Genomic DNA, 12,512 nt, shown 5'->3' on the forward strand with positions numbered 1-12,512 from the left:
TCAACGCCGGTACGCCCTCGCCCGCCGTCGGCTCTGCTACACCGGCACGGCGGGGAACTCGCCCGTCTCCTCCGCCGTCTTGCGGATGATCTCCACGCTGTCCCGCACCGCCGTGGCCACCGTGTCCGCGATGCCGGGATGAAAGACGCTCGGGATCACGTACGCCGGATTGAGCTCTTCATCGCTGACGGTACCGGCCAGCGCCCGGGCCGCCGCGATCAGCATCTCGGTGCTGATACTGCGGCTGTGTGCATCCAGCAGGCCGCGGAAGACCCCGGGGAAGGCGAGCACGTTGTTGATCTGGTTCGGATAGTCACTGCGCCCGGTGGCGACGACGGCCGCATGCCGGCCCGCCTCCTGTGGCTGGATCTCCGGCTCCGGGTTGGCCAGCGCGAAGACGACGGCGTCGTCGGTCATGGTGGCGATATCGTCCGCGGTGAGGATGTTCGGCGCCGAGACACCGATGAACACGTCCGCGCCAGCGACCGCGTCCCGCAGGCCGCCGGTCACGCCGCGAGGGTTGCTGTGCTCGAGGTACCACGTCGGCACGCCGGCCAGGTCCGCACGCCCCGGATGGATGACGCCGTGGATATCGGCGGCCACGATGTCCCGGACACCCGCGGTGTACAGCAGGTGGGCGATCGCGTGTCCGGCCGCACCGGCGCCGGCCATGGCCACCCGGACCTGGCTGAGGTCCTTGCCGACCACCTTGAGCGCGTTGATCAACGCGGCGAGGACGACGATGGCGGTACCGTGCTGGTCGTCGTGGAAGACCGGGATGTCGAGCAGCTTGCGCAGCCGGGCCTCGATCTCGAAACACCGCGGCGCGGAGATGTCCTCCAGGTTGATCCCAGCGAAGACCGGTGCGATGTGCTGAACCGTACGGATGATCTCCTCGGTGTCCTGGGTGTCCAGGCAGATCGGGAACGCGTCGATGTCCGCGAACCGCTTGAACAGCGCCGCCTTGCCCTCCATCACCGGCAGCGCCGCCGTGGCGCCGATGTTCCCCAGACCGAGCACGGCGGATCCGTCGGTCACCACGGCGACCGTGTTCCGCTTGATGGTCAGCCGACGCGCATCCTCGGGATTCCGTGCCAGCGCCTCCGACACGCGGGCGACGCCGGGTGTGTAGACGAGCGAGAGGTCGTCCCGGTTCCGGATCGGGACCTTGGATTTGACCTCGATCTTGCCGCCGAGGTGGACCAGGAACGTCCGGTCGCTCACCTTGCCGATCGTCACGCCCGGAACCGAACGCAGCGCCTCGACCAACTCATCGGCGTGTGCCGAGGAACTTGCGGCGCAGGTGACGTCCACCTGGATCCGGTCGTGGCCGGAGCCGGTCACGTCGAGCGCGGTGACGAGGCCACCCGTCTTCTCCACGGTCGCCGTCAGCAGGCTGACGGCCGTGGCACCCGCCGGAACCTCCAGGCGGACCGTTATCGAGTACGAGACACTGGGCACGTTCGTCACGACGTTCGGCTCCTCAGAACAAAGGTGTGAGGACGACCACGTTAGATGATGACGCCCGGGTCGCCGCCACCTGGTCAGCGCCTCCAGCGTGTCCCTGCGAGCGTTTCGCAACCACACTCCATCACATGCGAACTGAGGCTTGCCTAACACATGCGTCCTTTACTTACTGTTCGTCCCATCGTGGTGGTCCGGTCGGACGCGACTCCGTAGGTTCTACACAGACTCGGCCTAGACGAAGGGACACCCATGCCTGAAGCGAACGGCAACGGCGTACGTCGGCGGCTGCTGCCGCTGCTGAACAACCGCAACGGTGGGCGCAGCGCCATGACCTGCGAGTACCGCTGTGGCAACCAGTGCGCTCACCCCGCACCCAATGAGAGCGACAACGAGTACTTCGGCGACATGGTGTCCAAGGCCATGTCGCGTCGCGGGTTGCTGCGCACCGGCGCTGTGGCGGCGTTCGTCGTCGGAAGCGGCGCGTCGGCGACCGCACTCGCGGGCGCGGCCCCCGCTGCCCGCCCGGCTGCCGCCGGCGGACGCCCGCCGGGGGACGGCGACCTCCAGGTCGAGCTGCCGGAACTCGGCCGTCCGGTGAACTTCATGGCCGTGCAGGACAACACCGTGGACAGCGTGGTCGTCCCGAACGGATACGACTGGTCGGTGACGATCGCCTGGGGTGAGCCTGTCGAGCAGGGCGCACCCGAGTTCGACATCGATAACCAGTCGGTCGAGGCGCAGCTGAAGCAGTTCGGCTACAACTGTGACTTCGTCGCCGTGCTACCGCTCGACCGGACGTTCGACCGTGCCCTGCTGTGGGTCAACCACGAGTACACCAACGAGAACCTGATGTTCCGGGACTGGGTGGACGTGGCGTCGGCGACCGAGGACCAGCTCAAGATCGCGATGGCGGCACACGGCGGCTCCGTCGTCGAGATCGAGCGCGTCGGCGACACCGGCGAGTGGAAGCCGGCCAAGCGCAAGCGCTACAACCGCCGCATCCACACCTGGACCGAGTTCGAGATCGTCGGTCCGGCCGCGGGCAGCGACTTCCTCAAGACCGGCGACGACCCGTCGGGTACCACCGCGCTCGGCACCCTGAACAACTGTGCGGGCGGCACCACGCCGTGGGGCACCATCCTGACGGCGGAGGAGAACTTCCACCAGTATTTCGGCGCCTCTGCCGACATCTCCGACCCCACCACACGTGAACGCTTCGGCCGGTACGGCATCCGCACATCGGCGGGCACGAGCCGTGGCTGGGACCGCGTCGAGGACCGCTTCGACCTCGCCAAGGAGCCCAACGAGGTCAACCGCCAGGGCTGGATCGTCGAGATCGACCCGTACGACCCGAAGTCCACGCCGCGGAAGCTGACCGGACTCGGCCGGTTCAAGCACGAGGGAGCGACCATCTCCATCGCCGAGGACGGCCGCGCCGTGGCCTACATGGGCGACGACGAGCGCTTCGACTACGTGTACAAGTTCGTCTCGAAGAACACGTACCGCGAGGGCACCGACCGGCGCTCCCGCCAGCACAACATGACGCTGCTGGAGGAGGGCGACCTCTACGTCGCCAAGTTCACCGGCAACAGCCCCGAGTTCCCGGACAGCCCGCCGAACGACGGCCTGTTCGACGGCACCGGCGAGTGGCTCCCACTGATCGAGGACGGCGAGAGCAAGGTCGACGGGATGAGCGTCGAGGAGGTCCTCGTCTTCACCCGGCTCGCCGCTGACCAGGTCGGCCCGACCAAGATGGACCGCCCGGAGGACGTTGAGGCCAACCCCGCCACCGGAACCGTCTACGTCGCCCTGACGAACAACAGCCGACGCACGCCGGCCGAGGTCGACGAGGCCAACCCGCGCGCGGAGAACCGCTTCGGTCACGTCATCGCGATCGACGAGGCTGGGAACGACGCCGCCGCGAAGACGTTCACGTGGCAGATCGTCATCGTCTGCGGCGACCCGGAGGACCCGGAGACCTACTACGACGGCTACGACAAGTCGCAGGTCAGCATGATCTCCTGCCCAGACAACGTCGCCTTCGACCCCTCCGGGAGACTGTGGATCGGCACGGACGGGATGCCCGGCTCCACCGGCGTGCACGACGGGATGTTCGTCATGCCCGTCGAGGGCGACGACCGCGGCCACCTGCGCCGGTTCGTCTCCACCCCCATCGGCGCCGAGTGCTGCGGGCCGGCCATCACCGCCGACGGCCGGACGGCGCTCGTCGCGGTCCAGCACCCGGGTGAGGTCAGCGGGGCCACCGTCGACAACCCCGCGTCGACATTCCCGTACGGCGACTTCGCCCGGCCGTCCGTCGTCACCATCTGGCGGAAGTCTCCCTCCGGCGGCCCGTACATCGGCGACTGACAGCCTCTCCCCGTTGATCATCAACCGTTGGCGGCGCCATGACCGTCCAGCGGTTGGTGATCAAGGGCTGGGCGCGGGCGTGCGGGACTCGGAAAGGCGAAGCCCGATGTGCTCTAGAGTGTCGCCGTGACCGAAGAGCAGATCGTCGTCGCGGGGGAAGCCCTGATCGACCTCGTCGCTGAGCCGGGCGGGGTATACCGCCCGGTCCCGGGCGGCTCACCGGCGAACGTGGCCGTCGGACTGGCCCGGCTGGGTGCGCGAACGCAACTGCTGGCCCGGCTGGGGTCCGGCGCGTTCGGCCGGCTGATCCGCGAACACCTGGAAGACAATCGCGTCGGGCTCGACCACGCCATCGACGCGGACGAGCCGGCCACCCTGGCAGTGGTGTCCCTGGACGCCGCCGGTCACGCGACCTACGACTTCTACGCCGAAGGTACCGCCGACTGGCAGTGGAGTCCGGACGAGCTTCCGGATCCGCTGCCCGCCGGAACCGTCGCGCTGTGCACCGGCTCCATCGCGGCGGCGCGGCAGCCCGGATCACCGGCGATTCTGCAGCTGCTGCGCCGGGAGCGCGAGCGCGGCACGGCCGCGATCGTGCTGGACCCGAACCTCCGCCCAGCCTTGCTCGGGCCGCCGGAGGACGTGCGCGAACAATGGGACACGCTCATCGATCTGGCCGATGTAGTGAAGGTGAGTGACGAGGATCTCGCCTGGCTGGTGCCCGGCACCGGCACGGCCGAGATCGCCAAGAGCTGGGCGGAACGCGGACCGGCTCTCGTGGTCGTCACCCGTGGCGGGGACGGCTCCGTGGCGGCCACCGCCGGCGGCACCACGGTGGAGATCGCCGCGGCACCGGTCGACGTTGTGGATACTGTCGGCGCCGGGGATTCGTTCACATCCGGTTTGGTGGACTCGCTGCGGCTGCGAGGACTGCTCGGTGCCGATGCCCGGCAGCGGTTGGCCGCACTGGGCGCGGAGGAGCTGCGTCCCATTCTGGAGCGCTCCGCGCGCATCGCCGCCATCACGTGCGGACGCCGGGGCGCCGACCCGCCCACCGCCGCTGAGGTGGACTGATCCCGCTCTGCCTTACCTGTCCCCGCGGGGCCTTACCCCCTCATTGAGGCACTTACCGGCTCCGGCGGCTCCACGCCGGTGAAACTAAGGGGTTGTCGCCACCGAAGATCAGGCGACTTGACGATGTCCGCACCCGCCCCTCACGGCGAGTCTTGAACATGACAGCAGGGACGACGGCGGATCGGAGACGGTCATGTTCATGCACCACGTGGATCTGATGTGGGCGGAGGTCGCCACCCGGGAGGACGAGGCGGCGCGCCGGCGGCGCGGACGTCGGTGGGGGCGTCGGCGCAGCCGAGACGAGCGCCGGTTGTCCGGTGCTCCGGCATCGGCACGCGGCGGCGGTCGCCCTGGCGGTGCGCCGAGCATGCCGAGCACTCCGGGGGCCGAGCCCGAGCCGGCGGCGGAATCGTCACCAGCACGTCTGGACCCGGCGAGCACTCCGGCCTGTGTCTGATCTCCGGGCCGCCGCCGGGCGGAACGGCGTGAGACGTCGTCCGTCCGCGAGCGTCTCGTCGGCGGCCGTCCCGTCGGCAGCGAACTCCGCGACGCCGAATATCAATACACCGTTGCCGCCCCGCCGTGCGACCATTGACTCCGTGCCGCGCTTGAGTTCTGGGTTCCCTCTGGTCGCTCGCAAGGCCGAGGTCGATCGGCTGCGCGCCGCACTTGAGCGTGCCCGCTCCGGTACCGCCGGCGCCGTGTTGATCTCCGGTGACGCCGGGGTCGGAAAGAGCCGGCTGATGGCCGAGACCGCCGAGATGAGCCGGGCCTCCGGGGCGGTCGTGTTGATGGGCCGCTGCGTCGACATCAGCGCGGCCGGCTTTCCCTATCTGCCGTTCAGCGAGATCGTCGACCAGATCCGCGCGCACGACCCGGAACTACTCGCTCGCCGGCCGGTGCTCTCCACCCTGGTGAGCACCGGTGTCGCCGATCCGGTGCGAGTCGGTGCTCCGGTGCCCGCCTCCGGGGCCGGTAGCAGTGGCGGCGAGGACGCGGCTGCGCGGGCGCACATGTTCGACCAGCTCCAGCTGTTCGACGCGGTTCTGGGCGCGCTCAGCGACCTCAGCGAGGACGCCTGCGTCCTGCTGCAGATCGAGGACCTGCACTGGAGCGACCCGTCCAGCCGGGACCTGCTCTCCTTCCTGCTCTCTCGGCTGAGCAGTCAGCGACTCCTGGTGGTGGCGAGTTATCGCTCCGACGACTTGCACCGACGGCATCCGTTGCGGCGCCTGCTCGCCGAGCTGGTACGGCTGCCGTCCGTGGAGCGGCTCGACCTGCAGCCGTTCGGACAGGACGACGCGGAGACGTTCGTACGGACGCTGTCCGAGGGTGAGGTACCCGGCGACGTCGTGGTCGACATCGCCCGGCGTTCGGAGGGCAACGCGTTCTTCGCCGAGGAACTGCTGGCGGCCCGGTCCACGTCGGACGCGGAGATCCCCACCGTCCTCGCCGACGTGCTGCTCACGCGGGTGGAGCAGCTCAGCCCGGTGGCCCAGCGCGTCGTCCGGGTCGCCTCGGTCAGCGGCCGCTGGCACGTCCGGCACAGCACTCTGCATGCCGTCATGGATCTGGACGCCGGCGAGCTGGAGGCGGCGCTGCGCGAGGCGCTGCAACACAACATCCTGGTGCCTGGTGTCGAAGACGCCTACACATTCCGGCACGCCCTGCTGCGCGAGGCGATCTACGCCGACCTACTGCCGGGCGAGCGGGTCAGACTGCACGCCACCTACGCACAGTGGCTGGCCAAGCAGAATCTCACGGGCATCGCGGCGGCGCTCGCCTACCACAGCACCCGCGCCAACGATCTCCCCGCTGCGCTCGCCGCGTCGGTCCAGGCAGCCGGCGATGCGAAGCGCAAGGGCGCCTTCGGCGCCATGCTGCAGCACCTCGAGCGAGCGCTCGAGCTGTGGGACGTCGTCGACGACGCCGAAGGCCGAGCCGGGGTCAGCGAGTTCACGCTGACCTGTAAGGCCGCACACGCAGCGGTGTCCGCCGGGTACCCGGAACGCGCCGTCGCCTACATGCGGACGGCGATCGGCTTGGCCGATGCCCAGAACGATCCGATCGTCTCCGCGGACACCCGGCGACAGTTCGCGACGACGCTCCTCGGCAACGGGGTATGGACCGAGGCCGAGCAAGTGATCTCCGATGCCTGGGAGCTGATCAAGGACAGCCCGCCCAGCGTCGAGCGGGCCTGGGTGCTGGCGGTCCGTGCCCGGCTCAGCGTGGTCGACGCCCAGCGGAGGGCGTTCGCCGAGGCCGCCGAGTCGGACGCGCGGGCGTCGGGCGCGGCGAGCGCGGAGGCGGACGCGCTGATCTCGCAGGCGTTCTGCGAGAACCGGGAGAACCGGCCGGAGAAATCCGCCGAGTTGCTCGAGCGAGCGCGCACGCGCGCAGAAGAAGCCGGGGCGCTCGACGTGGAGCTCAGGGCTCGCTACAACCTGATCGTCGGCCGCCACGAACAAGGCAAACTGGACACCGCCGCAGCTATCGCCGACGACGCCGCCCACCGGGCGTCCACTCTGGGGCTGTCATGGAGCACATACGGGCTGCAGATCAGGTGGATGCGCGCGATGGTGCACTACGCGCGCGGCGACTGGGACTCGGCCGCGGAGGCGGCCACGCTGCCGGGCGAGCCGGTCTCCGATGCGATATTCGCACTTCTCGCGGCATGCGGCGCGACGGTCCAAGTGGCCAGGGGCCAGTTCGAGCAAGCCGCCCTGGAGTTGCGGCGCCTGCGGTCGGAGTGGACCCGCAACGAGGACGAGCAGATCGCCGTCCTGGCCGGCACGGCGGGCGCCGAGCTCGCGTGCTGGCAGGGATCGCCGGAGGAAGCCGTCGCCATCGTGGATGAGGCGATGGCGACCATCCGGGCCTGCTCCGGTGAGGAGTGGCCGATGAGTGGCATCCGGTTCGCGGCACTGGGCCTGCAGGCCCAGGCCGACCGCGTCCGCAAGGTCACGGCTGCCGGCGATGACGCGGCGGACGCCACACTGATGGAGACGGGTGCGAGGTTCCTCGAGACGGCCGAGCAGACGGCGACCCTCGGTGATCCTCGCGGTGGTGAACTGGGACCGGAAGGCCGAGCCTGGCTCGTCCGCGCGCGTGCCGAATACGCCCGGTTGTGCGGGACCGACGACGCGGCCGGCTGGCAGGCGGTCATCGACGCGTTCGGCTACGGCGAGGTGTACCAGCAGGCGATCGCGCGATGGCGGCTGGCGGAGGTGCACATCGCCGCCGACCGGCGCGATGATGCGGCGGCGGAGCTGCAGCAGGCGTTATCGGACGCCAAGCGGCTGGGCGCGCGACCGCTTGAAGACGCGGTGCGTTCGCTCGCGCGGCGAGCGCGGATCCCGCTGCCTGGCACACCGGTGACGTCCGCTGATGTCCTCACGCCCCGGGAGCGATCGGTGCTGGCGCTCGCCGCGCAGGGTCACACCAACCGCAAGATCGGCGAGGAGCTGTTCATCAGCGAGAAGACGGTCAGCGTGCACCTGTCCCGGGTGATGTCCAAACTCGGCGCAGCCAGCCGAACCGAGGCGGTGGCCCTCGCCTACCAGCGCGGCCTGCTCGACGAACAGTCCTGACCCATGATCATTGACGGTTGAACCGGTGATGCCCGGCTCAACCCGTCGGTGATCATGATCATCGAACGCTTGGCATCGCGGACGCTGACGGGATAGTCTCATGTACATGCCAGGTCAGCGCCTGTTTATCCGCCCCCGGTCGGCGACGGTTCGCCGCCCGCGGGGTACTTGCGCCTGAGCAGTCACCCTTCGCGGACCATCCGGCCGGGGGAGCGTTCACCCCACTCGCCCGTTCTCTTCCGCGAAGAAGGATCCCTTCCATGTCTGCTTGTCCTGCACACGCTGGCCTGTCTTCTCCTGCCCCATCTCCCGCTACCCCGTCTTCCGCTGCGTCCTCCCCCGCTGCCCGCAACGTCGCCCGCGTGCCGGCAGCGCCGCGCCCACTGCCATTGCCCGCCCTGCTCAACGCCCTATCTATGCGGGATCTCACCGACCCCGCCGAAGGGCCGCACGCCATCCAGGTCCTCATCGACGACGCGGCCGACGCCCTTGCGCGCCTCTGGCACACCGCGGTGCGGATCGAGCGATCACGACCGATCGTGAGCCTCGAAGACAACTATGATCGCCTCGGCTACGCACCCGACGCCGTCGCGCGAGACGCCCGCTACACCCGCTACGTCAGCGACACCACGATGCTGCGCAGCCACACGTCGGCGGGGATCCCACCGGCTCTACGCCGGCTCGCCGCAGCCCAGCGCGCCACCGCCGCCGGCACTCAGCGCGACACGGCCGCGGAGACCAGCCGCGGAAGGGCCGGACGCGGCGAGCAACTGCTCCTGGTCCTTCCCGGGATCTGTCATCGCCGCGACTCGATCGACCGGATCCATACCGGCACGCCACACCAGCTCGACCTGTGGCTGCTCCGCCGTGGCGGCCGCCGGCTCGACCACGATGACCTGCACGACATGGTGACGGCCCTGGTCGACGCACTGCTGCCGGGGACGCATTGGCGCTGGACGACGGCGACGCACCCGTACACCGTCGGCGGACGCCAGGTCGACGCCATCCGCGGCGCCGAACCCGTGGAGATCGCCGAGTGTGGCCTGGCCGCACCCGCCGTGATCGCTTCGGCCGGGCTGGACCCCGCCGAGTGGAGTGGCCTGGCGCTTGGTATGGGACTGGATCGGATGCTGATGCTGCGCAAAGGCATTCCCGACATCCGGCTGTTGCGCTCGGCCGACCCGCGGATCGGCGAGCAGATGCTCGACCTCGTGCCCTACCGCGAGGTGTCCGACCTGCCACCGGCACGCCGTGACATCTCCATCGCCATCGACGCCGGCGTGGACGACGAGGTGCTCGGCGACCGGGTCCGCGATGCCCTGGGCGATGATGCCGACCTAGTCGAGGAGGTCACCGTGCTCTCGACGACGCCGTACGAGAAGTTGCCCGGCACCGCACGGCAACGGCTCGGCATCCGTCCCGGACAGGTGAATCTCCTCGTCCGCCTTGTCCTGCGTCCCGTCGACCGCACCATGACCAGCGACGACGCCAACGACCTGCGCGACCGCATCTACGCCGCCCTGCACGAGGGCGACCCCAGCGCCACCTAGCGCCGCAGCGATCGGACGCAGCCCCATGTCAGCCACATGGCACGTGGCCGCCACACCCGCGTCGCTCACCGTGGAAGCACCCACTGATCGGGGCGGCTCTCGCCAGCGAGCTGACGGAGGGCCGCATCGCCCGTCAGGGCATTCACCCTCAAGCCGGTAGTTGGACTCGGCAATCTCCATCCGGTACCATTAACGTGCTGGCTGACCCGAGTGCATGCTCGGTGTAGGCGAGAGGTCAAGGGCACCCGTTGAGGGTGCCCTCTCTTTTGGCCGCACCACAATGCCGTCCGACCTGCTCTGGCTCACCTCTGTAAGCCAAGCCGACTTCAGAGTTAGCGGCCAAAATGTGTGTCTGTTCTCGGGCGTGTCATGGTCGTCCGGCCCAGCCTTTGCGGGCCCAGAGGCCTTCTTCGGCGGTGGGGTGGATGTCGTATTCGACGGGCCCGATGGGCTCGTTTCGTGGTTCGCGGTGGCGCGGGGTGTTTGGGGTGTAGTGCTCGGGGTTGATGAGTTTGGCTGGTGCCTTGTGGTGTTCGGAGTGCAGGTAGAGGTACCACTCGATCGCGCGGCGTTGGTGTTCGCAGGTCATGCCGCGGTGCGTGGCGAGCAGGCGGCGTAGCTGGGCGTTGATGCCGCCTTCGATCCAGTTGGTGGTGGAGGCGATCTGCAGGTCGGCCAGGTCGGGGTCGAGGTAGGTGAACAGGGTCTGCTCACGGGCTAGACGTTGCAGCAGGCGGTAGGCCTTGCGCAGGTTGGCGTGGGTGTACCACCAGGTCTGGGTGGGTTTGACCCAGGACGGCGCCAGGGTGTCGTCGCTGCGGTAGGTGCGCTGACGGGTCAGGTGCCCGTAGAGCTCGTGCCAGGCGTTGAGCCCGACCAGCCATTTGGCGGCGTCGTCGGGCTCTGGTAGCCGGGTGAGCTGCTTACCCAGGGCCCACAGGGCTTTGCCGGCGTCGGTGCGCGGCTTGGACGTGAGGTAGGTGCGCATGTTGCGTTGCACGTGGACCAGGCACCGCTGGACCCGGGTGGTGGCCCAGCACTCGCCCAGCGCGGCGTGGATGCCACGGCCGCCATCGGTGACCACGACGCGTGGAGCGGGCAGGGTGTTCATCAACGCCGCCCAGACGACCTTTTTCTCCTGGTCACACCACTGCCACGCGATCGGGTGCCCACGCGTGATGGCGATCAGGCAGCACCAGCCGCCGGAGAGGTAGATCCCGTCGAGCTGGACGCAGTCGTAGACCTCGCCGGTCACCGCGATCGACGGCTCAACGCGCCAGCACCACGCGCTCTGGCGGCGAAATGAGCGTGCCGAGGCCGGTGTGGTGTCGTGTTGGCAGCCGGTACCCGTCAGCCACGCCACAAACGCCTCGAGCTGCCCCCGGCGTGTCACATCCGGGCGTGACCGCGTCGACGATGCTCCACACGAGGCACATCGCCACCTCGTCCGTCCCGCTGATGTCGTGCCGTTGCGCTTGAGCCGACCGCCACATACCACGCACTTACCTGATCTCCTAGCACCCTTCACGATTAAGGGTTCTAAGGCATAATCACACCCAAATCGTGGAGGCTGACCAGCCAAAACACCCCGTCAACGGACACACATTTTGGCCGCTAACCCCGACTTCACCTCCAGCCACATCCGCTCATCACACACAGTGGCGTTGTTCTTGCCTGGTGGCTGCACCCGCCTGAAGGCTGCATACGCCACGAGGTCAGCGGCTTGGATGAAGTACGAGAGTTCGGATCGCCTTGAGACCGGATCCTCAACTAGGAGATCCGCGGCAACATGCCCATCGCTGCCCGTAGCGCAACTCTCGCGCGCCAACCGGTACAGCGTCCGAACCTTGTGATCCTCACCGTTGTCATGAACCAACATGATGGGGTGCCCCCTGTTCACGGAACGGATGGCTAGCTGGCGGATCAGCTCTTGCCATGCGATCGTAAACGGATCTGCGCTCAGTGGCTGTTCCTTGTCGACGACGACGCCAAACACCCCTGTAGACACCAGAGCGAGTACCTTCATGACCCGGCGGTAGATATCTCTGAGTTGCCTATCACCGAGGCCACTACCCTTGAGCGTTCCTCTTGGCCGAATCAAGTAGTACGCCTTCAATTCGTCTCTCAGACGCACACCGTAAACTTGCTTGATGTCACGTCGCGTCTCTGTCAGCGCTTCCAAGCGCAGCGCCCAATCATCAACGGGTATGAGGTGACATCCGAGCGTGAAAGTACGACTTCCACCTCTGGCTACGTCACCGGTGTTCCCAGTCTCGTCCACGTAGGCGAACTCAAGCGCGGGCGCATTGTTGCTGGCCGCCAGGTCATTGAGACGTTCCGGCGTCAATATCGAGCTCATCCGTCACCGCCCGTTGCCGGAGCGGTGGTCGCGCTGTTGGGCATAGCGGGTCCTCTCAACACCTGCATGCGAACCAAGTCTTGAAAGACGCTACACTACGCT

8 protein-coding genes are annotated in these 12,512 nt (G+C 68.4%); 5 read left to right on the plus strand and 3 right to left on the minus strand.

Going from position 1 to position 12,512, the window contains the following annotated elements; translation table 11 throughout:
* Nucleotides 1-36 precede the first annotated feature (36 nt).
* Nucleotides 37-1,470, minus strand: coding sequence for an NAD-dependent malic enzyme (locus G1H10_RS15955; RefSeq protein ID WP_163739504.1), 1,434 nt, complete (start codon nucleotides 1,468-1,470; stop codon nucleotides 37-39).
* A 246-nt stretch (nucleotides 1,471-1,716) separates the two neighbouring features.
* Between G1H10_RS15955 and G1H10_RS15960 the strand changes: the two genes are divergently transcribed.
* From G1H10_RS15960 to srmL, 5 genes are all read left to right on the plus strand, one after another.
* Nucleotides 1,717-3,837 (plus strand): PhoX family protein, encoded by a 2,121-nt coding sequence (locus G1H10_RS15960; RefSeq protein WP_163739506.1) that lies wholly within the window; start codon nucleotides 1,717-1,719, stop codon nucleotides 3,835-3,837.
* A gap of 126 nt (nucleotides 3,838-3,963) precedes the next feature.
* Nucleotides 3,964-4,911: a carbohydrate kinase family protein gene (locus G1H10_RS15965; protein WP_163739508.1), complete on the plus strand. Its 948-nt coding sequence runs from the start codon at nucleotides 3,964-3,966 to the stop codon at nucleotides 4,909-4,911.
* Between the two features lie 199 nt (nucleotides 4,912-5,110).
* A complete protein-coding gene (locus G1H10_RS15970; protein WP_163739510.1) occupies nucleotides 5,111-5,368 on the plus strand; it encodes a hypothetical protein in 258 nt (85 codons plus the stop codon).
* Nucleotides 5,369-5,510: 142 nt separating this feature from the next.
* A complete protein-coding gene (locus G1H10_RS15975) occupies nucleotides 5,511-8,501 on the plus strand; it encodes a helix-turn-helix transcriptional regulator (protein WP_216853318.1) in 2,991 nt (996 codons plus the stop codon).
* A gap of 362 nt (nucleotides 8,502-8,863) precedes the next feature.
* Nucleotides 8,864-10,051, plus strand: coding sequence for a PheS-related mystery ligase SrmL (gene srmL / locus G1H10_RS15980; protein ID WP_216853319.1), 1,188 nt, complete (start codon nucleotides 8,864-8,866; stop codon nucleotides 10,049-10,051).
* Nucleotides 10,052-10,418: 367 nt separating this feature from the next.
* Here srmL and G1H10_RS15985 read toward each other — a convergent pair whose 3' ends face one another.
* Both G1H10_RS15985 and G1H10_RS15990 read right to left on the minus strand, forming a co-directional pair.
* Complete coding sequence (locus G1H10_RS15985) at nucleotides 10,419-11,579, minus strand: IS1249 family transposase (RefSeq protein ID WP_312856589.1); 1,161 nt, start codon at nucleotides 11,577-11,579, stop codon at nucleotides 10,419-10,421.
* 63 nt (nucleotides 11,580-11,642) lie between these two features.
* Nucleotides 11,643-12,410 (minus strand): DUF3800 domain-containing protein, encoded by a 768-nt coding sequence (locus G1H10_RS15990; protein WP_163739515.1) that lies wholly within the window; start codon nucleotides 12,408-12,410, stop codon nucleotides 11,643-11,645.
* Nucleotides 12,411-12,512 lie beyond the last annotated feature (102 nt).

Origin of the sequence: Phytoactinopolyspora halotolerans, assembly GCF_010550675.1 — a bacterium.
Classification (GTDB): Bacteria; Actinomycetota; Actinomycetes; order Jiangellales; family Jiangellaceae; genus Phytoactinopolyspora; species Phytoactinopolyspora halotolerans.